A 26,776-nucleotide genomic window follows, 5' to 3' on the forward strand; every position below is an offset into this window, starting at 1 on the left:
TTTTATAGCTAAAAAGAAAAAAACTTATTAAAAAGTGAATAAAAGAAAAAAAGCGGTGTAAAATATTTAATAAATGGTTAACAATTTGTTAAAAACTGATTAGAGAAAGTGACTAAAAAAATAATTATCAACACACTTATATTTGTTTAAAATATGGCATAATGGAAAAGTATAGAAAATAAAATATGTATTATGTTCCAAAATTAGCAAAAGCTTATTGACACCATTAAGTGAGATGATATAATTGTTAAAGCTTAAAAGAGGAATTGTAAAAAATGGTAAATCAATCAAATATTACCATACTACAATTGAGCTAAAAAAATAAGAAAAGAGGATGTATGCATGCTAAATATACACTCGTTTCTTCATAGGATTAAGATGCCATCACTGAAAACAATTTTTAACAGAAGTGGCAAACATAAGAATCGTATGGCAGTTATCGCTTATATGATGGCTACGGTCTTATTTATACTTAGTCCAGACTATATCTACGGTGCAAGCAATTATGATATGCAATTTGTTGGGAGTACAATTACAAAAACCGAAGTTATAGAGGAAGAAACAGCTAATGAAGCAATAGTACGAACCGATATAGTAGAAAGACTTACAAAGGAGACAACGAATAGCAATCCATTCATACTATTAAATTTGACAGATAATTACCAAGAATATAAAAAACCATTTACCAAGGGGTTAATGTTGGATAACACATTAGAAAGTACTTCAGAGAATACAGAGGCAAACTCCAAAAAAGGAGCAGCTGCCAAGGTTGATAGCAGTTCAACTGATAAAAGTACAAAAAAGGATAAGAGTAAAAAACAAACAAAAGAAATGAATACAAAAAATATCGAATCCAATAAAGCTGGGGAAGCAGCAAAAGAAACACAGGCAGCAGCAAAAGCAAAAACCGTTGTTAATTTATCCGTAGAGGATCAGGAAGTATTACAACGTATTGTGGAAGCAGAAGCCACCGGAGAAGACATCAAAGGTAGAATACTTGTAGCAAATGTTATTCTAAATCGAGTAAATAGTAAAACCTTCCCGGATACTGTTAAGGGTGTTGTTTTTCAAAAAACCGGCAGTACGTATCAATTTTCACCAATTAAAGATCAAAGATACTGGTCAGTTACAATTTCAAAGAAGACCATTACTGCTGTTGAAAAAGTAATGGACGGAGAAGATTACTCCAAAGGAGCATTATACTTCTCAGCAAGATCCAAAGCAGAGAAAAAAAGCATGTCCTGGTTTGATAACAATTTGGAATTCTTATTCAAATACGGCGGACATGAATTCTTCCGCTAAATAAACTAAATGCCATTCTGAATGTAAGTCGTTCAGAATGGCATTTTTGGTTATAAATTACGGCATATATGAGACAGGTATTTTCTATTGTACTTTCTATTTTCAAAATTTTATTTAAAAATGTTGTTCTCCCATAATTAACATGTTATAATACATAAAATTTAACACACTAAACTATTGAAACCTATAAATAAATATTAATAATCAAAAGGAATGAATAACTATGAATCTTATGTATCAAAGTACACGCAGCAATAGTGACCCCATTACAGCCTCCCAGGCTATCTTAAAGGGACTGGCTGATGATGGCGGTTTATACGTACCTATGTCTATTCCAAGGTTGAACCTTTCCATGAAAGAGTTATCGGATCTGACTTATCAGCAAACCGCATATGAAGTAATGAAGCTTTTCTTAACCGATTTTACAGATGAGGAACTAAAATCCTGTATTGAGAGAGCCTATGATTCCAAGTTCGATACAGAAGAAATAGCTCCATTGGTAAAAGCAGACGGGGCTTATTATCTGGAGTTATTCCACGGTGCAACCATAGCTTTTAAAGATATGGCACTGTCTATTCTTCCTCACCTATTAACTACAGCCGCCAAAAAGAATCGGGTGCAAGATGAAATCGTAATCCTGACAGCAACCTCAGGGGATACCGGCAAAGCAGCCTTAGCAGGTTTTGCAGATGTAGAGGGAACTAAGATTATTGTATTCTATCCGAAGGACGGAGTCAGTGTAGTACAAGAAAAGCAAATGGTAACCCAAAAGGGGGACAATACCTACGTAATCGGAATAAACGGAAACTTTGATGACGCCCAGAGCGGTGTAAAAGCAATGTTTAACAATAAAGAGCTTGGAACGAAATTGAAAGAGAGAGGTTATCAATTCTCCTCAGCCAACTCCATTAACATTGGCCGTTTGGTGCCACAAATCGTATACTATGTTTATTCCTATGCAAACTTATACAAGAATGAAGAAATTACCGAAGGTGAGAAGATTAACATAGTAGTACCAACGGGTAACTTTGGTAATATCTTAGCTGCATATTACGCAAAAACCATGGGAGTGCCAATAGGTAAATTAATTTGTGCTTCTAACGACAATAAAGTATTATTCGATTTCTTCCAGACAGGAGTCTATAATAAAAATAGAGAATTCATTCTTACCAGTTCTCCCTCCATGGATATCTTAATCTCTAGTAACTTAGAGCGCCTTATCTTTAAAATTGCCGGAGAAGATGCAGATAAGACCTTGGAACTTATGAAATCATTAAGTACAAATGGAGAATATGAAATAACAGAAGAAATGAAGAACAAGATGCAGGAATTCAAAGGTGGATATGCTGCTGAGGAAGAAACTGCAGAAACTATAAAGAAATTATATGAGAAAACAGGTTATGTTATTGATACGCATACAGCAGTGGCTGCCAGTGTGTACAACAGCTATAGAACACAAACCGGAGACAATGCTAAAACAATAATTGCTTCTACTGCCAGTCCATATAAGTTTGCAAGAAGTGTGATGAATGCCATTGATACGAAGTATGATGGTTTAAGCGAGTTCGAATTGGTTGATGGATTAAGCAAGATATCAGGAACCGATATTCCACAGGCAATTGAAGAAATCAAAACTGCGGCTGTACTTCATACAAGAGTATGTGATAAAGATAAGATGCAAGAGACGGTAGAGGATATACTGATGTAAAATTGTACGTTTTTGAATTATGTTATTCGGATATTGTGTTATTTGGATATTATGTTATTTGAATTATTATGTTAATCAGAGTCCAAATAATAAATCTGCAAATAATAAACTCTGCAAATCATAAATCTACAAGTAATAAAGCTATGAAAAAAATAATAGGGCTATTTCATAAGAGTTATCGCTATTTCTATTCACTGAGGAAATGGAGATAGCTCTTTGTAATTTTACACACTGCCCAATATATTACAAAAAAATAAACTGATTATGACAAAACCATGACATAAATTTGACACAATCAAGGTGCATTATATAAGCAAGTCAAAAATAATGAGGACAATATAAAACTTCCTTTGTTCCATTAGAGTGGCTTAGATATAGTCAATTCCATACAAAACATCAAACAAATACGGTATAAACCTATAGAAGACATTTGGAACAGATTGCCAGAAGATTGACCTAGAATGACTTGATAATAAACCGCTGAAATGTGTCAAAAACAAGGCAAAGCAACGATTTTTCAACCCAACTGGAAAATTGCCAAAATAGTAAAAATATAGGTAAAAAGACTTGACCTTTTGTTTGAATATTGTTATAATCAACTTGTTATTGGAATGATTATATTTATGTGTGTCTACGGGTTGGGGTTATCCACCATGAATTTGATGGATGATTAACATCTTGGGACATAAGAAAATATAATTCCAAACATATATTTTAAGGAGGAAGAAAGAATATGAAGAAAAATTTCTTTAAGAAATTAGCTTCTGGTCTTGCTTTAGCAATGGTAGTTACGAGCTTCGCTCCTGCTGCACCAGCATTCGCAGCTGCAGCTACTAAAATTGTTGAACAAGGCGGAAAAACTGCACCACAAACAGTTTATGTGGGCAAAAAGGTTGATTACAGCCTAAACAATGTATACAAAACAAACACTTACAAGTGGTTTACTAGCAACGCAAAAATCGCTAAAATCACTCAAACAGGTGGCGTTGTAACTCCAGTAGCTCCTGGTAAAGCTACAATCAAAGTTAACGCTTACAAGAAATCAACTGGAAAGCTTATCAAAGCATTCAAATTAGACTTAGATGTTAAATTACGTGCTACAAGCGTTAGCATCGGTGCAGAAGATTTCGAATTAGCAGTTGGCGAAAAGAAAGATCTTGACGCAGTTAAGACTCCAGCTAACTCAACTGATACTTTAAGATACTTTTCAAGTGATGAAAAAGTAGCTACAGTTGATACAAAAACTGGTATCGTAACAGCTGTTGCAGCTGGTGAAGCTACTATCAAAGTTGCAGCTAAAGGTGCTTGGTTCACAGCAAACAATAGCAAATACAACAAGTATGACGAAGTTAAAGTTACTGTTGTTGATGGTTTATTAAAAGTAGAACAAACTAAATCAGCAGAACTTAAATTAACATTCAGTAAAGATGCAGCTGATGTTAAGGCTACAGATATTGCTATTGTTAACAATGAAACTAACTTAGTATATCCTGTTAAATCAGTTGAAGCTAATGGTAAAGAACTTACTGTTACTACTTATTCTAAGATGGTAGATGGCAAGGTATATACTGTAACTAATGCTGATAAGAAACTTGAGTTTACTGCAACTAATAATGTTGTAGCATCTCTTGCAATTAGCCCAGCTACTGTTGCATTTAATACAGCAACTACTATGAAAGTAGCAACAGTAGATGCTAAAGGTGTTATCTTAGACGAGTACAAATATGGCGAAGTAAGTGACTATAAACTTCAATTTGCTATTGAAACTACACAAGGTTACACTGCTGGAAATGAATTATTATTATATGCTAAAGGTGATACCGCAAAAGCAACAGCAACATATCACACTTATGAATATGATACAAATGGTCTTGAAGTTGGAGCTATTAAAACAGAATTAACTATTACAGCTGTTGATAAGACTGCCGTAAACGTTAAGGAACATAAATATACAATAGCTACAGAAACTCCAGATTGGAAGAACTTAAAGGCTAATACTAGACTTGCAATTAATGATACAGAATACACATTATTCTTATATGTATTAAGAAATGATTCAGATGCTAACGTAGCTAATGAATACACTTTAACATCATCCAATAGTGATATTCTTATAGTAAATGACAACGGCAATGGTTCTGCTTCTGTAACTGCAGTTGCTCAAGGTAGTGCATACGCTCTTGTTAAAGATAAAGACGGTAATGTAGTATTCTCACTTCCTGTAAGCATTGTTGCTAAAAGAGAAGCTGGTAACTTAACACTTGGTGAATCTACAATATCATTATCAAATGCATCAGCAGCAAAAGATAATAAAGCTGTAACTGTAACTATTAAAGACCAATATGGTGATGATATGAAATCTGCAACTACTGCAGACAAAATTACTGTTACTGCTGTTAGCGTTCCTGCTGGAGTAAATGCTACTGATGTTGCTGATACATCTCACGTAAAAGTAGAAAATGGTAAAGTAACATTCTTAGGTGCTGGATTTGCTGATAGTGAAATCGGTTCTTATAATTACAACATTACAGTTGGTAAATTCACAAGACCTGTAAGAGTAATTGTTGCTAAACCTGATACTGCTAAAGATTTTTCTTATAGTTTAGTATATAACAACAAACCTCTTGATATCGTATTTGACAAAGACGTTAAAGAAGACAAAACTGTAGAAATTAAAGTTGCAGCAAGCCAAGGACCTGCAGTAGCAAAATATGCTGAGGTTACAGGCTTTGAGCTTAGAAAAGATAATAAAGTTGTAACAGGTGGAGCAATTGTAAACTCTGTTACTGGTTCTTCAGTAGTATTTACTGGATTACATTTAAATGGAAAGAATGTAGAAAAAGCTGCTACAGGAACTTATACATTCACAGTAACTGTTTTAAATGAGAATACAGGTAAACCAATTTCATTTAATGGTAGCTTTGTAGTTAAAGATTCTCAACCTGGTTTATCAGCTGTTCTTGATAAACAAGTTGTAAATAACACAAGTGTGTTTGCAGCTGTAGACGAAGCATTTGACTTCTATTATGCTGGCAAGAAATTAGCAGCTGGAGAATATACAATTACTGATGTTGCTACAACTCCTGATGTAACTGCATTTGTATCTGGAAACAGCTATTCTATCAAGTCTATTACTCTTGATGTTGCTGTAGATGGATACCAAGTACCAATTACTGTATCAGTAGGTAGATCAATTACAGTTAGATAATTAATCTATTAATAAATTAATAAAAAAGCTGTGCTAGGATTCTAGCATAGCTTTTTTATTATAAAGAAATTTTTTAATCTTATTCCAATAAAGTTACTTTCTAGGATTATTATTGCAATCAAACGTCAACTATGTTAAAATCCTTCTTAGTGGATAGCCATCAAATCAGGAGGTTTTATATGAATAAATACAAGGTTAGTATTATTGTCCCTGTGTATAATGTTGAAAAGTATCTTAAACAATGTATGGAAAGTTTGGTTAACCAAACCTTACAAGAGATAGAGATTATTACAGTGAATGACGGTAGTCCTGATAACAGTATAGAGATATTGGAAAGATACGCTAAGAAGTATCCGGATAAAGTAAAAGTGTTTTCAACAGAGAACCGAGGTGTTAGCCATGCCCGTAACTATGGACTGGATAGAGCCTCTGGTGATTATGTTATGTTTGTTGATAGTGATGATTACATTGAACTGGATATGGCGAAGAAGTTATACCGGAAAGCAATAAAAGACCACAATGATTTAGTTATGTGTGCCAGGTACAATGTATACGAAGTAGAAGGTAAAAAAGAGCCAAGGCGTAAAATCCTAAAGATATTCTCCATGAATCAGAACTTTAAGATGTCTGAGAGAAAGTTTGAATTGGCACATGCTTCACCATTCCCTTGGGACAAGCTTTATAAACGTTCTTTATTAGAAGGAATACGATTCCCGGAAGGAATAAGATTCGAGGATCTTGTTGTTGCCTTTGAAGCAGTAACAAGAGCGGAAAGTATTGGAGTGGTTCATGAGCCTCTCTATAATTATCGTAAGACCACACAAGGTGGGTTCCTAAATAGTTTTTCAGAAGCAACCAAGGATATTGTTACAGCCTTTGGTTTATTATTTGATTTTATGAAAGAACATGATTTGTTTGATACTTTCAAAGAAGAATTAGAATATATCTGTACAAGGCATTTCTTTTATCGTTATGAGTCTTTCTATGCCGATGAAAAGAAAGGGCAATTACAGCTAAAGATAGATATTATTAACGAAACACAAGATTTCTTAGAGAAAGAAATACCGGGCTGGCAGGATAACCAATACCTAAAGTATTGCTCCGGCGCGGCTATTAAAAAGCATCTAAAATATTATGTAGACAGGAATAAGACCATACGTTATATTACTTTCCGTGACAGGGTTCCTGGCTTTGTATTACGAATTGCGCAGAAACTAAGAAGCTTAAAGACTAAGTTAAAAGGAAAGTGGAGAAAATTTAGAAGAAGCAGAAACAAAAAGGCTTTGATTAAGAAGAAGTTAAAGAATATTCCTTTTCTTAAATTATTCCATATGCCGATAGATGTGAAATATACCAAGTATTATGAAGAATTAAGTGTCAATGATAAAGACATTCTCTTTGAATCAAAGCATGGAGAAGATTTAGCCGGTAATATATTTAATATGATTTATGAAACTGGTAGGGATAAATACAAGGACTACCGCGTTTTTCTTGTTCTAAAGAAAGATCTGTATGATACCTATAGAACATTATTAAATAATTATGGTATTCGACATGTACGATTTATTGAATTGCATTCTAATGAATACCTGAAAGCCATTGCAACTGCTAAGTACCTTGTAACTGATACTAGTTTGCCACCTTACTTTATCAAGAAACCAGAGCAGGTATATTTAAATACTTGGCATGGAACGCCTCTTAAGGCCATGGGTAGAGCCGTACCGGATAGAGAATACGGTCTTGGTAATGTGCAGAGAAACTTTAATATAGCAGATTATTTGTTATACCAGAATGATTTTTCAAAAGATGTATTTTTGAATGATTATATGTTGGATAAGATATATGAAGGTAAGGTATTATTATCCGGTTATCCAAGAAACTCTGCTTTTTACCGCACAGACAGAAGAGATATTATCCGCAAAGAATGTAATATTAAAGACAAACAAGTAATTGTATATATGCCTACCTGGAGAGGCCTGCTTCATAAGAAACAGAGCAAAGAACAAGTAGCGCAAATCTATAGTTATTTAGCGCGCATTGATTATAAATTACAAGAGAATCAGGTTTTATATGTAAAATTGCATCCTTTTGTTAAGAGTGAAATTAATTATGATGATTTCATTCATATCCGTCAATTCCCAAGTGAATATGAAACCTATGACTTCTTGAATGCCAGTGATATGCTAATTACGGATTACTCCAGTATTATGTTCGACTATGCTGTTTCTATGAAGAAAATGATTCTATTCACATATGACAGAGAAGAGTACTTAAAAGATAGAGGTATTTATATCAGTTTGGATGAAATGGATCTTCCGAAAGTAGATACGGTAGAAGAATTAATAGATGAAATTAATAAAGAGGTAAGCGAAGAATGCGAATATCCTCTATTCTTTGAACGTTTCTGCAGTTATGATTCTGAAGATACTGCAAGAAATGTATGTGATACAGTATTCTTACAAGAAGAATGCGGACTTAAGACCATTGAGTATAAGAAAGTGAAGAAGCCTAATGTGCTTATTCATGTAAAGGCACTTAAGGATACTGAAGAAGATAATAGTTTTATTCGTAAAATGAATGGATTAAATTTGGAGAAAAGAAATTATTTTATTCATTTTAAGGCAAATGGAATGAAGAAGACCTCCAGCCTTTTATCGTTATTCCATAAAGACATAGGTTACTTTCCTATGCAACCGGGTAAAAACTATATGTTATCCGAATATATTGCATTCACGTTAACATTTAAGTATGGTATTGAGAATGGCTTTACGAAACGTAAAATACAGAGCCTGGCTTTAAGAGAATTAAGAAAACAACTTGGCGACACAAACTTTGAATACCTTATTAATTATTCTGGTATGGATTTAATGCTGCTTCATATTTTGGATCAAATACAAGGCAAAAAGATATATTGCTTTAATGACTTTACGATGGCACAATATAATAAATCTAAAAAATACCGTAAAGATATAGGATATGCATTGAGACATCTGGAGAATTATGACTTAGTAATTCTTCCCGATGCTATGAAGAATATGAAGGAAGTTCATGAATTAAATAAGAAGACAAAAGTGCGTATGGTGGAATCTCTTCCGATGGAGATTGACAAAGTCGTAAAGTTGCTGGATAATGAAAGATTAGATGAGACATTAGTAAAGGAGAGTGAATAGTTTGAAAGCAGGTGTTGTTACATTTCATAGTGCGCATAACTTTGGCGCCAGCTTACAGACTTGGGCGTTGCAGAAGGTCCTTAAGAATTATAAGGTAGATGCCTCAGTTATTAATTATCATCCAAACATTATTGATGATTTGTATGATCCCCTTAGCGGTAAGTCAGGATTAAAGAAAGAATTAGCCAGATTAAATCTGAAAAGGACAAATCCAAGAAGCTTAATTCGGTACAATAACTATACTAACTTTATTAAAAAAAGTTTTAACTTATTGGGTGATTATTCTACCTATAAGGAGTTGGAAGCTGGGAATGTGGATTTAGATGCCTATATAGTTGGTAGTGATCAGGTATGGAATAGTGAGCATATAGGAGGTTTCGATCCTGCTTACTTTTTGAATTTTGCAAAACCGGGTGCTCTTAAGATTGCTTATGCTGCAAGTCTTGGTAAGGATTATATCCTGCCGGTCTATCATGATAAAATTAGAGAAAGTTTAGAGACCTTTACTTCTATCTCTATAAGAGAAAAAAGCGGTAAAGCTGCGGTAAAGCAACTTACCAGTAATTCTGTGAGTATTGTATTAGACCCTACTCTTTTAATACCAAAAGAAGAATATGAAGAGATTAAGACAGTGCCGGATGTGAAAGAAAAATATATTTTCGTATACATGATGGAGCATAATCCGGATGTAGTGACCTTTGCTAATAGGGTATCTAAGATGACAGGACTCCCTATTATTCAGAGAAGACCTAATAAGCTATTTAAAAATGAGATTGGAACCTGCTATACTTCTGCTCCTGGGGACTTCCTTGGACTAATTGAGAATGCAGAGTATGTTATTACGAACTCTTTTCATGGAACCGTATTTTCGGCTATTTATGAGACACCTTTTGTTTCTATGCTGCATTCCAATACTGGCAGCAGAACTGTTGACTTATTAAATGCATTGAATTTGGAATCTCATTTGTTATATAATATTGAAGATTTTACAGACTTTGAAAAATTCAAAATAAAGAATGTAGAGAAACTAAGAAGCCGTATATTAGAACTTAGAAGAGCATCCCTGCTATTCTTAGAAGATGCGCTTAGATTAAGTGAAAAATATAGGAAAGTAAATTGTCCTACTAATATTAGCAGAGATGAGTGCTATGGCTGCTTTGCATGTAAAGAGATATGTCCAACCAATGCAATTACAATGAAAAAGGATGCAGAAGGATTCTATTATCCTGAAGTTGATGCAGGAAAATGTACCGATTGCGGTGCATGTGCTAAAGCTTGTATTCGCAGGGATAAACACATCATTGATTATAAAGAAGAATATCCTAAAGTATATTCTGTTATGAACAAAGAGGAAGACGTTCGAATGAAGAGCTCTTCCGGTGCAATCTTCCCTGAACTTGCAAGATATGTGATTGAAGAGAAGAAGGGATATGTTGTTGGTGTTAAGTTTGACGAGAACATGAAGGCAGTGGCTTCTATAGCAGATAACATAGAAGATGTAAAAGCATTCTATGGCTCTAAGTATGTAAAGAGTGAATTTGATGGTATCTTCCCTCAGATTAAACAATTATTAAAGGATGGGCATACGGTATTATATTCCGGTCTACCATGTGAATGTGCAGGACTTCGATCTTACTTAAGAAAAGACTATGACAATTTGATAATATGTGAGATAGTCTGTCATGCAGCTCCATCACCTAAGATATTAGAACAGTACATGGAGTACTTAAAGAAAAAATTTGGTTCTAATGTTAAGAATATAACCTTCCGTGATAAAGAAAAGGGTTGGTTAATTCACAAAGCTACTATGGTAATTGAATTTGAAAATGGAAAAGAATTAAGAGTGAATGCAAGAAGAAATAATTATTTCCGTGCATTCCTGAATGACTTTATTGCCCGCCCAAGCTGTAATAAATGTGAATATACCTTTACAAACCGTGCAGGAGATGTGACAATCGGAGACTTCTGGGGTATAAGAGATATTGAACCGGATATGTTCGACGATAAGGGCGTAAGTTTATTAACAATTAATAATGAAAAAGGCAGTAAGGTATGGGATAAGGTGAAAGAAAGCTTTATCTATAAAGACAGTGATATGACCAGTGCATTTACGAAAAATCATATTGCAGCCAGTCCTTTCCGGTTAGAACGATTAGAAATATTCGACAAGTTGGATGAGACACCAATAGATGATCTGCTACTTGGATATAATGATTTAAAACAACAGGAAACCAATGAATCTTAAATTTGTAAAGATTAAATTTTAGTATTGCATGAATAAGTTGTCATTCTGAGATTAAAAGGTAAGGAACGCTAGATATTCATATATTAGATTCTTTAAATTGAGGATTTAGTTACTTTAACTAACTCAGAATGACAAATGCAAAGGTTAATTTGACATAATCAATATAACAATAGTGGATTTTAAATTTATGTAGAAAGGTACCTATAAGGGACACTGTTCTAATCAGAATAGGTATTTGGGTATAAAGAAGATATGAAAAAATATGTTCAAAATTTTGTTAAATATAGATTCTTATTAGGAGAATTAATTAAAAAGGGAATAGCCCTAAAGTATAGGAGATCTTATCTTGGTATCTTATGGACCTTAATTGAGCCATTACTTACTATGATTGTCTTAACTGTAGTGTTTGGTACATTATTCGGTAATGAAGATAAAACTTTCCCGGTATATATTCTATCCGGCAGATTGTTATACTCTTTCTTCTCTATTAGTACCAAAATAGCAATGAAATCAATACGTACACATAGTTCTATGATTAAAAAGGTGTATGTTCCTAAATATATGTATCCACTGTCAAGCGTACTTACGGAATATATTATATTTTTAATATCTCTGATTGTATTAGTAGCTGTTGGTGCAGTATTAAAAGTAAAGCCTACAATATATCTATTTGGTGCTATTGTACCATTAGTTATTATAGCGGTCATGGCCTATGGTTTGGGTCTTATATTAGCAACACTGGCAGTATTCTTCCGTGACTTGGAGTATATTTGGTCAGTAGCATTAATGTTAGTTATGTATACATCGGCTATCTTTTACAAACCTGCCAAGATAATTAACGCTGGTTATGGATGGTTACTGGATATAAATCCGTTATACTCCGTAGTCTCCAATTTTAGAAATTCTATATTCGGTGCACCGTTAGATCAAAGAGCATTAATAATATCAATTGCTTATAGTACAGTATTTTTAATTGTTGGTACTATTATGTTCGCGAAGAAACAAGATGTATTTATTCTTTATGTGTAAAAGCCATGGCATTCTTCACAAATGTCATTTTATATACGTGTTAAAAGAAAAGGAGGCATACCATGGGTAAGACCGTTGTTGATGTACAACATGTTAGTATGCGATTTAGCCTATCTTCAGAAAAGGTAGATAATCTAAAAGAATATTTTATTAAATTCGTTAAAAAAGAAATTAGTTATAATGTGTTTTGGGCTTTAAAAGATATAAACTTGAAAGTGAATAAAGGAGAGCGTCTTGGAATATTAGGACTTAACGGTGCCGGAAAGAGTACCTTGCTTAAGATTATTGCAGGTGTATTAAAGCCTACAGAAGGCTCTGTAACGGTAAGAGGCGTAATTGCCCCTCTATTGGAGTTAGGTGCGGGATTTGAACCTCAATATACAGGCGCAGAGAATATCTATCTGTATGGAGCAGTACTTGGGTATCCAAGAGAATTTATAGCAGAGAAGTATGATGAGATAGTAGCTTTCTCAGAATTAGGAAAATTTATTAATGTTCCATTAAAGAATTATTCATCCGGTATGAAATCAAGACTTGGATTCGCTATTGCAACTATTGTGGAACCGGATATATTAATACTGGATGAAGTATTGGCAGTTGGTGATGCGAAGTTTAAGAAAAAGTGCGAAGCGAAAATTCAATCTATGTTTGATAAAGGGGTTACTGTGTTGTTTGTATCTCACTCATTGGCGCAGGTGCAGAAGATATGTGATAAGGCGATATTGTTGGAACATGGACAGGTTATAGCACAAGGCGGGATTGATGAAGTTAGTGCTATATATGAGGAAAAGACGAAATAAAGAATTATAAGTAAATTATAAAAAGACAAGAGACACTTCACGTTGAAGGATTTCTTGTCTTTTTGTGGCATTTAAGGCCTTTTTTATGTTTGTCTCTATAATTCCTGCTTTTGGGTATGCCAAATAAGCCTCTTCATTTTCGTTTTTTCGTCGTCATGTTATCATCAGATAGAGCTATGAATAATTCTTGTCCAAAAACGCTTAAAGTTACGGACTACAAAAAATATTCTTTTAAGTACCTTGTTTTATTATTATAGCCTTCCGTAGGGGCGTCGGTATTATTTATATTTAAAGACGTTCAGAATTCCTTTAGGCCAGTTTCTGTATGTCTTTGCTCATTCTTCAAATTCTGGAATTCCGGAGTTCTCAGCAGTTTTTACCCAGTCCCAGAAAGAGGTTCTTTAATAAGAAGATTTCTCGTTCTGGCAAATATCGTAGAACCATTCCTTTAAATAATGGTCTTTCCGTAAATCATCTTTGTAAATAACATGAGATCATAAGCTTTTTTGCTTTCTTTTCTTAACTTTTTAACAGGTCAGGTTAGCTTCCGGTTTCTTTTGTAGTACTTTCTTAAATCTACAGACATTGTTTTTTGAAGCCTTTTTCTAACATTTTCGATTTGGCCCACGTCACATATCGAATGAAATGATATCTGACTATGATTATGGCTGCACTAGGTAGGTATACTTTGAACACACCCCAACATTTTAATAGAACCTTTTTTATAGTAATTAAGCTTTGAGGATTTCGTTACTAATCTGTTCTTTTACTTTGTAGTTACAAGCAATTCCTATACCAATTAATGTCCAAGCAATAGGAGCCACAGTAATGGTTGAGTCATTGGTTATTCCTGAAACCATATAAGCAACAACTCCAATAAAGATAGCTACTCCAACTCTTTTAAAATAATTATCGAATCTACCATTTATGTATATCTTTATACTTGAAATAAAGTATGCGATAAAGAATACAAGAAAAGCTATTAATGAAAAGACACCGGATTGAACTCCAATCTGCAAATATAAACTATGAGGTTTAGTCATTATTTGATCATTATAGTACATATTAGTTCGATATACATAGTCTTGATGTGGAAATTGGGTTGTAAAGGTATCTGCTCCAGAACCAAAAACAATATTTTCCTTTAACAATGGAATTGTTCGAGACCATATGTAACCTCTACCTGAAACAAACTTCTCATAGCCAGTAAACAAAGAAGATTCTGCTTTATTAATTTTATCAAACTTACCAAAATAATTAAGGTAGTAAAAAGTATCATCACCTAGCTGATTAGAGAATACCCAATTCCTCCCTTCAATATTTACTTGAACACAAAGAATGGAATCATAAACGACAGGAGCAACTGTGATACCAGAAAAGCGTTCATCTACAATAGTAAATGTTCCTGTATTTGCATCTATTGTTGTTTCAATATTTTTACCTCTTGAATCTTTTATGAAAACTATAATATTTTCATCTGATATATCTTGGTTAATAACTAGGTTATTATCTTTATAGGTTATAGTTAATGCATCTTTTGTTTTAATGTCTGTCAATGAGAATTCCGCTTTTTGCCACGCAAGAATATTCATGTTACTAAATACTTTATTAAAAGTTGATAAAACAGTAGATTTAAAACTAATTATTATAGTTATAGAAATACCAATAACAAATAAGGTTATCTTTATATTACGAAAAATATATTTTCTATAAAATATCAATATAATAAGTAACGCAATAAACAAACTAAAAAAACCTGCTTTTGATTCGGAACCCATAAGACAAAAGATTAGTCCAAGTATTGTAATTAAATAAATTAAGATGTTTTTTGCTTTTTTTTCAGTTAGTAGTAAACCAGCTAAAAATGGAATAATCAAAGATACATAAACACCAACATAATTTGGATTATATAGAGTCATATAGACTCGTTTAAAACCTAAAGTAGATGTAAAGGCATCAAGCTGATTCCAATATTTCTTAGGAAGATATAATTTCTTACCTATGTTAGTTGCAAAAAAATCGTTACCTGTAGCTTGTAAAATACCTAATATCATGATTATTAATATACCTATTATAAAGTATTTTAATACAAATTTTATATCATCTTCAGAATCAATAAATAGATAAGCATAATACACAACTAAACAATAACCTAATATGACGAAGATGGATTCAAAGTGTTCCGCAATTCCTCTAAAACCCAAGGAGGGGTAATCTGAAAACAATGTGGAAAGGAAAGCTAAGAATCCATAAAGGGATAAGGGAATAAAAATGGGTAAAAACTTTACTGTTTTTTTCTCAATAAAGACTTTCCAAAATATAAGTAATAACATAAAAAAACAAACTGTAATAAAAAAGATTTGTTTGCAATATAAAAATATATCAAACTGCTCACTACTTTTAGGGTACCATGAAAAACCTGATAAACCAGAATCAAATTCATGAAGATACATAATTAATGGAAGTATAGATATGATTAGTATTAAGGGCAATATGTATAACTTATTGTGTGCGTTGCTCAACATATAAGAAGAACTTGTTATATGCTTAGAATTTTTACTTTTTGGTAAATGTTTTGACTTCATATAAATAAATCTCCTTTATAGGTAAATGGTATAAATGTACTTATAATATTGTAGTATGTTCTAGTCTAAAATACAAGTATTACAATAAATATAATTTAACATAAAACTACTTGAATATTTCTGGATAAGCTTATTTCTGATGTATGGAGATAATTCTCTATTCAGTACAAAATTAACACCTTTTACAACATTTATATTGTTTTAATCGATTATAAGTGGTAAACTACTAAATACGGGGAAAAGTATAATAAAATAATTACTGTACCGCAAAGGATTAAAAAGAAAAATAAGAGGGAAAGTAAGTATGTTAAAGAATATAATAGATAAGAAATTAACCATAAGAAGATTTTTTATAATTATTACTGATATCATAATTATTCTAGTAGCTAGTGGCATGGGATTATTATTAAGATTTGACTTAGAATTTAGCAAGATCAGTCCAATATATGTTGAATCTGTATGGTGTTATCTGCCTATTAATATGGCTACTACATTTGTTATATTCTATTTATTCAAACTATATCATAGTTTGTGGATATTCGCAGGAGTGACTGAAATGCAGAATGTATTTTCAGCTTGCGTAGTAGCATCTGCTGTACAGCTTATAGGTATGGAAGTCTTGGATTATCCAGTACCAAGAAGCTATTATTTTTTGTATGGGGGTGTCTTACTATTGTTAACTATAGGAAGTCGCTTTGCATATCGCCTTATTCGAATTCAAATACATAAGAAAAGAAATAACGATTCAATTATTATTAATAAAATTATGATTATTGGTGGTGGTAATGCGGCAAATGCAATTATTAGAGAAATTAAGTCGAGTGATCATATTAATCATATGGTTGTAAAATGTATTATAGATGATGATGCGAGTAAACAAGGAAAGTACATACATGGAATTAAAGTAGTTGGGACACGAAACAACATTAAAGAATGTGCTACTTTATATGATATTAATGAAATTATTATTGCTATGCCTTCTGTATCTAAAAAGGAAATACGGGAAATTGTTGAGCTATGTAAAGAAACAGAATGCTCGTTAAAGATTCTTCCTGGAATCTATCAACTTATGAATGGAGAAGTAAGTGTTAGCAAGTTAAGAAATGTGGAAATAGAAGATTTACTTGGAAGAGAACCTGTAAAGGTAGATTTGAATTCCATCATGGGATACATTAAAGATAAGGTGGTTCTTGTAACAGGTGGCGGTGGTTCTATCGGTAGCGAATTGTGTAGGCAACTTGCGGCCCATGGACCAAAACAACTAATCATAATAGACATCTATGAGAACAACGCTTATGATATCCAACAAGAACTTAAGAGAAAGCATCCACATCTTAATTTAGTTGTATTAATTGCATCTGTGCGTAATGAAAAAAGAATAGATTCTATATTTGAAACATATAAGCCAGACATAGTATATCATGCTGCGGCACATAAACATGTACCTTTAATGGAAGATAGCCCTAATGAATCTATCAAGAATAACGTAATTGGAACCTGGAACACCGTAATAGCTGCTGATAAATACAATGTAAAACGTTTTGTGATGATATCTACGGATAAAGCAGTGAATCCAACTAATATAATGGGGGCATCAAAACGCATCTGCGAGATGATTATTCAAACCTATGATAAAAGATCACGAACGGAGTTTGTAGCTGTTCGATTTGGTAATGTGCTAGGTTCAAATGGAAGTGTAATTCCATTATTTAAAAAGCAAATTACAGCTGGTGGTCCGATTACGGTTACTCACCCTGATATTATAAGGTATTTTATGATTATACCTGAAGCAGTATCTTTAGTTCTCCAAGCAGGTGCTTATGCCAAGGGGGGAGAAATATTCGTATTGGATATGGGAGAACCAGTTAAAATACTTGATCTTGCGATAAATTTAATTCGTCTATCCGGATATGTTCCATATGAAGATATCGCGATAGAATTCACAGGATTAAGACCAGGTGAAAAATTATATGAAGAACTATTAATGGATGAAGAAGGAATGCAAGATACAGAAAATAAATTAATACATATAGGAAAGCCAATTGAAATTAACGAGGATATATTCATTGAACAGCTAGAAGAACTAAAACAGACATGCTATGAAGAATCTACTGAAATAAGAGAAAAAATAAAGACCATTGTTCCAAGCTATGTAATTAAGGAGAAGGGTAAGATGTCCATGTTACAATTTTCAAATGGCATTGATAAAAAGGGAGATAATTACAAAGGCCAATCAAGGTATGTAGAAAAAACAAGTTGAACTAAATAAAAAAACCAAAAATAAATATTCTATTTCAGGATTACTTTATATGCAAAGCAGGAGGGGCTAACAAATGGTTTACTTAAAAATCAAAAGATTAATCGACATCATATTATCTTTATTAGGACTTATCATATTATCTCCTGTGTTTCTGATACTTATTATTGCAATTAAACTTGACTCTAAGGGACCTGTTTTCTTTAAGCAAAAGAGAGTCGGAATTCATAAGAAATTTTTTAATATTTTAAAATTTAGAACCATGCATATTGATACACCAAAGAATATCCCAACTCATCTCCTTGAGAATCCTGAACAATGGATTACAAAGGTTGGTAAGTTCTTAAGAAAGACAAGTTTAGACGAGTTGCCACAAATCATTAATATCCTTAAAGGAGAAATGAGTATAATCGGTCCTAGGCCAGCTCTATGGAATCAGTTTGATCTTATTGAAGAAAGAGATAAGTATGGTGCAAATGATGTGCTAGTAGGATTGACAGGTTGGGCGCAGATTAATGGTAGGGATGAGTTGGAGATTGAACTTAAGGCAAAACTTGATGGAGAATATGCTGAGAAGATTGGATTCTTAATGGATGTTAAATGTTTTTTTGGGACAATTTCTAGCGTTTTACAAAGTGATGGCGTTCTTGAGGGCGGAACCGGTGCGAAAAAAGCTAGAAAAGATTTATTGAAATAATAGAGGTGATCAAATGCTGCTAGTTACAGGTATTACAGGACGTACAGGACGTTACTTCTTACAAGAGCTTATAGACCATAAATACGAAGGTTCAATTCGCTGCATTATTAGAGAAAAATCTGATACTTTATTGCTTGATAATTGTGGATTAAATATTGAGAAGGTTATTGGAGACTTAAATGACAAAGAATTCATTGTGAATACTATGGAAGGTGTCGATACTATTATGCATATCTATAACATTCACCATTCACCAATAATTGTACAGGCAGCTATTGAGAATAATGTAAAGCGAGCAATTTTAGTACATACAACAGGAATTTATTCGAATTTTAAGTATGCTTCTCAGGCGTATAAGGATGTTGAAAGAAAAGTATTTAAAATGGTGTCAAACCCAAACTGTTTTACTAAGGTAACGATTCTAAGACCAACGATGATTTACGGAGACATTGGAGATAGCAACATGAGTAAATTTATTAAAATGATAGATAAGTTTAAAATTATGCCAATTATAAATGGTGGTAAGAATTTAATTCAGCCAGTTAATGCTAGGGACTTAGGAAAGGCTTTTTATACAGTACTATCATCTCCTGATAAAGTAACTAAAGAAGATTATAATTTATCTGGCGAAAAACCTCTACAGATGATAGAAATTTTTAAATTGATAAGTAATAACCTCAATAAGAAAACGATTTTTATTAGTGTTCCACTTGGACTTGGGGTAATTCTGGCAAGATTAGCAAGATTATTTACTCTAGGAAAGATAGATTATGTGGAAGCGGTTCAGAGGATGGGTGAAGATAGAAGTTATTCTCATAAAGATGCTAGGAATGATCTTAATTATAAGCCTATGAGTTTTAATAAAGGTATAAGAATTGAAATAGAACAGTATTTATCTAGGTAACTGTTTATGAAAGTAGGATAGATATTATGAAAATTGCCATACTTTCAAGTCATACGTCATCACTGTTTTGGTTTCGTATGGATATGATGAAAGAGTTTGTAAAACATGGACATATTGTTATCGCGTTGGGTCCAGAAACGGAATTTGGTTGGAAGAATAAGTTTGAAGAAAATGGAATTCAATATAAGCAATTTTTTGTAGAACGTAATGGTATAAATCCTTTCAATGATCTAAAGACATATAGAGAACTTTGTCGTTTTATGAAGGAAGAAAAGCCAGATAAGGTATTCGCATATCAAGCTAAAACTGTAATTTATGGTAGCCTAGCAGCAAAAGCAAATGGTATTGTAGAAAACTATTTATTAATTGCTGGGTTAGGTTCGATTTTCAGGGGAAATGGTCTAAAGAATAAAATTATTAAAAATGTAATGAAAGTTGAATATTACGCAGCGTGTAAGGCAAGCAAAAAGGTATTCTTTCAAAACAATGATGATAAGAAGGAATTTATCAATAATAGACTTATTGAGGAAGATAAAATCACCATCATTAATGGTTCAGGGGTTAATCTTGATAAGTTTAAACCTGCCCCATTACCTGAAATACCTGCTTTTCTCTTTATCGGTAGGCTTATAAAGGATAAAGGGGTTATGGAATATCTCGAAGCATGTCAGAGAATTAAAGCAGAGTTTCCAAATGTGAGATGCTTGCTTGTGGGACCATATGATAGCAATCCATCTGCATTACAACAGGAAGACCTTGAACCCTTTATAAACCATGGTATTGTTGAATACTTTGGAGAGCAGAATGATGTCAGACCATATATTAAGCAGTGTAGCACTTATGTACTTCCTTCTTATCATGAAGGAACACCAAAAACTGTTCTTGAAGCTATGGCCATAGGGCGTTCAATTATAACAAGTGATGCGCCGGGTTGTAGAGAGACTGTAATTGATGGATATAATGGCTTTCTTGTTACTGTAAAAGATATTGATGATTTAGTTATAAAAATGAAGAACCTTATATTGGATTCATCAATGAATAAGTTAATGGCAGAACGTAGCTTAAAACTTGCTAGAGAAAAATACGATGTCAATTTGGTTAATAAATCGATAATGGAAACAATGAAATTACTATAGTGAAAAGGAGTAGTTAAATATGAACTTATATGAAGAAATTAAAAACAGACGTGAAAAAATTTCACTTGTAGGGCTAGGCTATGTTGGTATGCCAATCGCGGTTTCTTTTGCTAAGAAGGTTAATGTTATTGGATTTGACATTAGCAAAGAAAAAATAGAGTTATATAAAAAGGGCATAGACCCAACTAAAGAAGTTGGAGATGCAGTTATAAAAGAAACAACAGTAGAATTTACAGCAGATGAGTCAAGACTCAAAGAAGCAAAATTTCATATTGTTGCAGTGCCAACTCCTGTTAATGTGGACCATACTCCGGATTTAAAACCGGTTGAAGCCGCTAGTAGAACAGTGGGAAGAAATTTAACGAGAGGCTCTATTGTTGTATATGAATCCACGGTTTACCCAAGCGTTACGGAAGAAATTTGTATTCCCATTCTTGAAAAAGAATCCGGTATGAAGTGCGGTAAAGACTTTAAAGTAGGATATTCACCAGAAAGGATCAATCCTGGTGATAAAGTACATAGATTAGAGACAATTATAAAAGTTGTATCTGGCATAGATGAGGAATCTCTTGATATCATTGCAAAAACATATGAACTTGTAGTTGACGCAGGTGTATACAAAGCAGAATCAATAAAGGTTGCCGAAGCAGCGAAAGTAATAGAGAACTCTCAAAGAGATATTAATATAGCATTTATGAATGAACTTTCTATTATTTTTAATAAGATGGGAATTGACACAAAAGCTGTTCTTGAAGCGGCAGGGACTAAATGGAACTTTTTGAGCTTTTTTCCTGGCCTTGTAGGTGGACATTGTATAGGGGTAGATCCATACTATTTAACATATAAAGCCGAACAGTTAGGTTACCATTCTCAAGTTATTCTTTCTGGTAGAAGAATTAATGATGATATGGGTAAATATATAGTTGAGAATTTAATTAAAAATCTTATCAAAGCAGATGTTCCAGTCAAGGATGCTAAAGTGGCGATTCTTGGTTTTACATTCAAAGAAAATTGTCCTGATACAAGAAATACCAAAGTTATTGACATTTTAAATGAACTTAAAGAATATGGTTTAACCCCAATGATAGTAGATCCTGAAGCTGATGTAGAAGAAGCAAGACATGAATATGGAATAGAATTTGATTCTATAGATGACATTAAAAATATGGATGCTATTATTATAGCTGTAGGGCACAATCAATTTTTAAATCTCTCGCAAAATGATATTAATAAGATGTATAAAGAAAGCCCTAATGGGAATAAGGTGCTATTAGATATTAAGGGGATATTGGATAAAAAAGAGTATGAGTTGACGGGATATAGATATTGGAGGCTATAAAGAAAGGTAGAATATATAATGGGATATCAAAATATTTTGTTTGAAAAAGATAGTGTTTTCCTTGTCACAGGTGGAGCTGGTTTTATTGGCTCAAACCTTTGTGAAGTTTTATTAGATAAAGGATGTAGGGTAAGATGCCTTGATAATCTTTCAACTGGTAAGCGAAGCAATGTAGATTTATTCATTAATAATCCGAACTATATTTTTATTAAAGGAGATGTGCGTGATTTAGAGACATGTATGAAGGCTTGTGAAGGCGTAGGTTATGTGTTAAATCAAGCGGCTTGGGGAAGTGTTCCCAGAAGTATAGAGATGCCCTTACTTTATGAAGAGATTAACATTAGAGGAACACTTAATATGATGGAAGCGGCTAGGCAAAATGGTATTAAGAAATTTGTCTATGCATCTAGCTCATCTGTATATGGGGATGAATCGAATCTTCCTAAAAAAGAAGGTATAGAAGGTAATCTGTTATCACCATATGCTTTAACAAAAATGGTTGATGAGGAATATGGTAAACTTTATACAAAACTTTATGGACTAGACACTTATGGCTTAAGATATTTTAATGTATTTGGAAAAAGGCAGGATCCAAATGGAGCTTATGCGGCAGTTATACCTAAATTTATCAAACAGCTTCTTAATAATGAGCAACCTACAATAAATGGTGATGGAAAGCAAAGTAGAGATTTTACTTATATTGAGAATGTAATTGAAGCAAACTTAAAGGCGTGTAAAGCATCATCTAAAGTTGCGGGAGAAGCGTTTAACATTGCATATGGTGGACGAGAATGCTTGATAGATGTTTACAATTCACTATGTAAAGCATTGGGAAAAGAAATTGTGCCTATCTTTGGACCTGATAGAAAAGGAGATATTAAGCATAGTAATGCCGATATTAGTAAAGCAAGGGAGATGCTTGATTATAATCCGTGCTGGAATTTTGAAAGAGGGATCGGAGCCGCGATTGAATGGTATAAAGAAAATTTATTATAATAAAAAAATCAAAGGTGATAAATTTGGATAAAGTAATATTGATTGTGCCTTCTCTTGCTAGAGGTGGTGCAGAGAGAATAGTTAGTTTGATTAGCAAGAAATTATCTAATATTTATAAGATTATAGTAGTAACTTACCGGGAACGAGAGGGATATGACGTTTGTGGAACCCATGTAAGCTTAAATACTGAAACTAATGGAATTTTGAGTAAGATAATAAATGTATTTAAGCGTTCATATAGAATCCGGAAATTAATTAAAATTGAGCGTCCTAAAAAAGTAATATCATTTGTAGGAAATGTCTCGCCAATTTTGTCATTTAAAAGAGTAATTCCAAGTATTCATAATAATCCATCATATTATCCTTTTTCTGAAAGACTATTTTTAAATACAATTTATAAACTGCCTAATGTTGAGAAGATAATTACAGTCTCGAATGGTATTGCAGATAATTTGAAATTAGAATATCATTTAAAGAATGTTAATGTAATTTGTAATCCAATTGATGAAGAAGATATTGATTTGAAAATAAAGGGAAATCGTCCAATAGAGGGAGATTATATTATCGGAGTTGGGAGATTACATAGACAAAAACGATTTGATATTCTTATAAAAGCATATAACAATTCCGGCTTAAAAGGCAGAGTTAAACTATTGATACTTGGTGAAGGGCCTCTAAGAAATGAATTGCAAAAGCTGATAAATAGTTTTTCACTTGAAAGCGATGTGTTGTTAATAGGATTACAAACTAATCCTTATATATATATGAAATATTGCAAATATCTAGTACTAACCTCGGACCATGAAGGTTTTGGAAATGTCTTAATAGAAGCATTATATTGTGGAGTGCCTGTAATAAGTGTTGACTGCAATTATGGTCCTAATGAGATAATTACAAATAATTATAATGGCCTATTAATTCATGAAAATACAATAGAGGCAATTGCAGAAGCGATGAAAAAATTATATGAGAATCAAAATTTTTATACTGATTTACAAAAAAATGCAAAGCAAAGTGTAGAGAGATTTCAGCTAAGTAATATTATATCTAAATGGATTGAGATTATTGAAAACTAATAATTTATCTAAGAAGGTGACATTATGAAAATTGCAATAAGGGACGATGATACATCGTACTGGACAAACTATAAAGATTTGGAAAAAGTTTATAGTAAATTATTTGATTTAGGCTATAAAATCTCACTAGCGGTTGTACCGAAGTCACATCGGCTTTATTGCCCTGGAGATAGAAGCAAATTCTATATTTCCGATAATACTGAAGAAGTGTCTAATAATGAAGAGTTAGTAGACTGGCTTAAGGAAAATATTAAGAATAATAAAATTGAAATAATGCAACATGGTTATGATCATTCATATTACATCCAAGATGAAAGTAATAACATATTTAAGATTACAAAAGATGTAAGAAACCGACTTGATAATACTGGAGAAAACTACTCATATATCCCTGAATTCGAGTATAAAGATTTTTCTACTGCAAAAAAGGAAATAGCTATAGGTAAGGAAATTTTAGAAGATACTTTCGGAGTTAAAGTGAAAGTTTTTGTTCCACCAAGCAACACATTAACACGGGAAACTGCTAGAGCGGTAGTTGAAAATGGATTTAATATTTCAGGTTTAATTGGTAGAAACATAAATAGGGATATTGATGCTAGAACTGTGTGTAATTATTTAATTAAAAACATATGGAGGTTATTTTATGAGTTTCCATATCCAAAGGTATTACAGTATGCTAATCATAAGGAAATATCTAGTACTGCAATAACACCAAAAAGTGATTTTAACAAGATAAGAAAAAGTCTATATATAAGAGAAGAAAGAATCGGAAAGTTTAACCTTGCAACTCATTATTGGGAAATTATAGAAAATCAGAAATTAGCCAAGGAATTTTATAATCTTTTGGAGATGGCAACTATTAACTCAGAAAAAGTATTTATTGGCGAATTGTTTGAAGAATTATAATGGAGGTGAGCTTGTTGAAGTTTTCTGTCATTATGCCAACATACAATAGAGCACACATTATCAAAAGAGCTATTAAAAGTGTGCTTAATCAATCATATACAAATTGGGAATTGATTATTGTTGACGATGGGTCTCAAGATAACACAGAAGAAGTAATTAAAAATATTAGAAATGATAAGATTAGATATATAAAATTGATGGATAATAGAGGTGTAAATACTGCTAGAAATGTTGGAATTGAACTAGCTGATTCGGACTATATTACTTTTTTAGATAGTGATGACGAATTTTTAGAAAATACGTTAGAGATAGCTTATACTATTATTAAAAAATATATGGAATATAATGTATTTGCCTTCAAGACAAATACAAATAAAAAGCCTAATGATAAAATTGATTATATTACAAAATTAGATTTTAAGGAAATAATACGAGGTAAGAAGAACAGAGGTGAGCATTTGTTTATTGTTAAAACCTCTGAAATTAAAAAGTATAAGTTCTATGATGGCATAAATGGTGGAGAGAGTATATTGTGGCTGAAAATGGCTCAAAACAACGATTTTTTGTACGTTAATGAATGTCTGAGAATTTATAATCAAGATGTCGAATCAATTACTAGATTCCATAGCAGTGATGATGCAAGTCTAATTCGAAGTAAAAAGGTCTATGAGATATATTTAAAGGAGTTAAAACCTTTATTATTAAGATATAATGTAAGGGGATATCAAGGTTATACTCAAATACTATCTAATCTTGCAAAGGTAAATATTTTATTAGGAAATCATAAGCAAGGCTTAAAACTTAATCTTAAAGTGCTGAAATATAACATTTTTGAACTTAGAGCATATAGAAATTTACTGCTATTTATTAAAATGAAATTTAGTAAAAGTTCTGGGACTAGGAGTCGGTTATGAATTTGATAAGAATCATTGATAAAATTAAGTTATATAAAGCAAAAAAGGCGGGGATGATGGTTGGTAAAGGTGTAATGTTTATTTCACCTTTGGATTCTTTTGGAACCGAACCATATCTAATTAATATTGGGGATAATACGATGATATCTTCAAATGTTCGATTTATAAATCATGATGGTGCACTTCATGTGGTTAGAAATTATAATGAAAAGTATTCTGAACTAAGGAAAGTTGGTAAAATTACTATTGGTAGTAACTGCTTTGTAGGTGCACATAGTATAATTATGCCAAATGTAAAAATTGGGAATAACTGTATTGTTGGAATAGGTTCTTTAGTACTAAAAGATATTCCTTCCAACACTGTTTATGCAGGTGTGCCAGCTAAATTTATTTGTACTTTAGAAGAATATATTGAAAAAAGGATAAAAGATAATACTGATTATCCTCGAAAATTAGATAAGGATCGAAAAAAGTTAGCTAAGTTTCTAATGGAACATTTATAGG

Annotated in this window: 18 protein-coding genes and 1 pseudogene; 17 read left to right on the forward strand and 2 right to left on the reverse strand. The window is 32.5% G+C overall.

Features of this window, described 5'->3' with window-relative positions:
• Positions 1–342: 342 nt before the first annotated feature.
• From RT261_RS00550 to RT261_RS00580, 7 genes are all read left to right on the forward strand, one after another.
• Positions 343–1,302: a cell wall hydrolase gene (locus RT261_RS00550; protein WP_313127976.1), complete on the forward strand. Its 960-nt coding sequence runs from the start codon at positions 343–345 to the stop codon at positions 1,300–1,302.
• A gap of 223 nt (positions 1,303–1,525) precedes the next feature.
• On the forward strand, positions 1,526–3,010 hold the full coding sequence (thrC, locus tag RT261_RS00555) for a threonine synthase (RefSeq protein ID WP_313127979.1): 1,485 nt from the start codon (positions 1,526–1,528) through the stop codon (positions 3,008–3,010).
• A 733-nt stretch (positions 3,011–3,743) separates the two neighbouring features.
• Positions 3,744–6,218, forward strand: a complete 2,475-nt coding sequence (locus RT261_RS00560) for an Ig-like domain-containing protein (protein ID WP_313127981.1) — start codon at positions 3,744–3,746, stop codon at positions 6,216–6,218.
• 179 nt (positions 6,219–6,397) lie between these two features.
• A complete protein-coding gene (locus RT261_RS00565; RefSeq protein WP_313127984.1) occupies positions 6,398–9,388 on the forward strand; it encodes a CDP-glycerol glycerophosphotransferase family protein in 2,991 nt (996 codons plus the stop codon).
• Positions 9,381–11,633, forward strand: a complete 2,253-nt coding sequence (locus tag RT261_RS00570; RefSeq protein ID WP_313127987.1) for a polysaccharide pyruvyl transferase family protein — start codon at positions 9,381–9,383, stop codon at positions 11,631–11,633. The genes RT261_RS00565 and RT261_RS00570 overlap by 8 nt, the downstream gene beginning before the upstream one ends.
• Positions 11,634–11,885: 252 nt before the next feature.
• Positions 11,886–12,662 (forward strand): ABC transporter permease, encoded by a 777-nt coding sequence (locus tag RT261_RS00575; RefSeq protein ID WP_313127989.1) that lies wholly within the window; start codon positions 11,886–11,888, stop codon positions 12,660–12,662.
• A 62-nt stretch (positions 12,663–12,724) separates the two neighbouring features.
• Entirely contained in the window at positions 12,725–13,462 is a 738-nt protein-coding gene (locus RT261_RS00580) for an ABC transporter ATP-binding protein (RefSeq protein WP_313127991.1), read from the forward strand.
• Positions 13,463–13,626: 164 nt separating this feature from the next.
• Here the strand turns inward: RT261_RS00580 and RT261_RS21070 are convergent.
• Positions 13,627–14,146 (reverse strand): annotated as a pseudogene (locus tag RT261_RS21070) (transposase); the annotation flags it as partial.
• A 47-nt stretch (positions 14,147–14,193) separates the two neighbouring features.
• Complete coding sequence (locus tag RT261_RS00585; RefSeq protein ID WP_313127994.1) at positions 14,194–16,047, reverse strand: O-antigen ligase family protein; 1,854 nt, start codon at positions 16,045–16,047, stop codon at positions 14,194–14,196.
• Positions 16,048–16,351: 304 nt separating this feature from the next.
• Between RT261_RS00585 and RT261_RS00590 the strand changes: the two genes are divergently transcribed.
• The 10 genes from RT261_RS00590 (at position 16,352) to RT261_RS00635 (ending at position 26,775) form a co-directional block, all read left to right on the forward strand.
• Entirely contained in the window at positions 16,352–18,307 is a 1,956-nt protein-coding gene (locus tag RT261_RS00590) for a nucleoside-diphosphate sugar epimerase/dehydratase (protein WP_313127996.1), read from the forward strand.
• 73 nt (positions 18,308–18,380) lie between these two features.
• Positions 18,381–19,001 carry a sugar transferase gene (locus RT261_RS00595; RefSeq protein WP_313127999.1) on the forward strand — a complete coding sequence of 207 codons (621 nt, stop codon included), beginning with the start codon at positions 18,381–18,383 and terminating at the stop codon, positions 18,999–19,001.
• A 13-nt stretch (positions 19,002–19,014) separates the two neighbouring features.
• Complete coding sequence (locus RT261_RS00600; RefSeq protein ID WP_313128001.1) at positions 19,015–19,905, forward strand: SDR family oxidoreductase; 891 nt, start codon at positions 19,015–19,017, stop codon at positions 19,903–19,905.
• Positions 19,906–19,931: 26 nt separating this feature from the next.
• Entirely contained in the window at positions 19,932–21,041 is a 1,110-nt protein-coding gene (locus tag RT261_RS00605) for a glycosyltransferase family 4 protein (RefSeq protein WP_313128004.1), read from the forward strand.
• A 19-nt stretch (positions 21,042–21,060) separates the two neighbouring features.
• Positions 21,061–22,380, forward strand: a complete 1,320-nt coding sequence (locus tag RT261_RS00610; protein ID WP_313128006.1) for a nucleotide sugar dehydrogenase — start codon at positions 21,061–21,063, stop codon at positions 22,378–22,380.
• Positions 22,381–22,398: 18 nt separating this feature from the next.
• Positions 22,399–23,376, forward strand: coding sequence for an SDR family oxidoreductase (locus tag RT261_RS00615; protein ID WP_313128009.1), 978 nt, complete (start codon positions 22,399–22,401; stop codon positions 23,374–23,376).
• 23 nt (positions 23,377–23,399) lie between these two features.
• Positions 23,400–24,452, forward strand: coding sequence for a glycosyltransferase (locus RT261_RS00620; RefSeq protein WP_313128011.1), 1,053 nt, complete (start codon positions 23,400–23,402; stop codon positions 24,450–24,452).
• Positions 24,453–24,476: 24 nt separating this feature from the next.
• Positions 24,477–25,358: a DUF2334 domain-containing protein gene (locus tag RT261_RS00625; protein WP_313128014.1), complete on the forward strand. Its 882-nt coding sequence runs from the start codon at positions 24,477–24,479 to the stop codon at positions 25,356–25,358.
• 11 nt (positions 25,359–25,369) lie between these two features.
• Positions 25,370–26,272 (forward strand): glycosyltransferase family 2 protein, encoded by a 903-nt coding sequence (locus RT261_RS00630; RefSeq protein ID WP_313128016.1) that lies wholly within the window; start codon positions 25,370–25,372, stop codon positions 26,270–26,272.
• Entirely contained in the window at positions 26,269–26,775 is a 507-nt protein-coding gene (locus tag RT261_RS00635; protein WP_313128019.1) for an acyltransferase, read from the forward strand. The genes RT261_RS00630 and RT261_RS00635 overlap by 4 nt, the downstream gene beginning before the upstream one ends.
• The last annotated feature ends 1 nt before the right edge of the window (position 26,776 follow it).

Source organism: Anaerocolumna sp. (assembly GCF_032079385.1).
Classification (GTDB): Bacteria; Bacillota; Clostridia; order Lachnospirales; family Lachnospiraceae; genus Anaerocolumna.

Bases quoted from the DNA above. Each gene is read 5' to 3' on its own strand.
- RT261_RS00550 (WP_313127976.1), top strand. From the start codon at position 343: ATGCTAAATATACACTCGTTTCTTCATAGGATTAAGATGCCATCACTG.
- thrC (WP_313127979.1), top strand. From the start codon at position 1,526: ATGAATCTTATGTATCAAAGTACACGCAGCAATAGTGACCCCATTACA.
- RT261_RS00560 (WP_313127981.1), top strand. From the start codon at position 3,744: ATGAAGAAAAATTTCTTTAAGAAATTAGCTTCTGGTCTTGCTTTAGCA.
- RT261_RS00565 (WP_313127984.1), top strand. From the start codon at position 6,398: ATGAATAAATACAAGGTTAGTATTATTGTCCCTGTGTATAATGTTGAA.
- RT261_RS00575 (WP_313127989.1), top strand. From the start codon at position 11,886: ATGAAAAAATATGTTCAAAATTTTGTTAAATATAGATTCTTATTAGGA.
- RT261_RS00580 (WP_313127991.1), top strand. From the start codon at position 12,725: ATGGGTAAGACCGTTGTTGATGTACAACATGTTAGTATGCGATTTAGC.
- RT261_RS00585 (WP_313127994.1), bottom strand. From the start codon at position 16,047: ATGAAGTCAAAACATTTACCAAAAAGTAAAAATTCTAAGCATATAACA.
- RT261_RS00590 (WP_313127996.1), top strand. From the start codon at position 16,352: ATGTTAAAGAATATAATAGATAAGAAATTAACCATAAGAAGATTTTTT.
- RT261_RS00595 (WP_313127999.1), top strand. From the start codon at position 18,381: ATGGTTTACTTAAAAATCAAAAGATTAATCGACATCATATTATCTTTA.
- RT261_RS00600 (WP_313128001.1), top strand. From the start codon at position 19,015: ATGCTGCTAGTTACAGGTATTACAGGACGTACAGGACGTTACTTCTTA.
- RT261_RS00605 (WP_313128004.1), top strand. From the start codon at position 19,932: ATGAAAATTGCCATACTTTCAAGTCATACGTCATCACTGTTTTGGTTT.
- RT261_RS00610 (WP_313128006.1), top strand. From the start codon at position 21,061: ATGAACTTATATGAAGAAATTAAAAACAGACGTGAAAAAATTTCACTT.
- RT261_RS00615 (WP_313128009.1), top strand. From the start codon at position 22,399: ATGGGATATCAAAATATTTTGTTTGAAAAAGATAGTGTTTTCCTTGTC.
- RT261_RS00625 (WP_313128014.1), top strand. From the start codon at position 24,477: ATGAAAATTGCAATAAGGGACGATGATACATCGTACTGGACAAACTAT.
- RT261_RS00635 (WP_313128019.1), top strand. From the start codon at position 26,269: ATGAATTTGATAAGAATCATTGATAAAATTAAGTTATATAAAGCAAAA.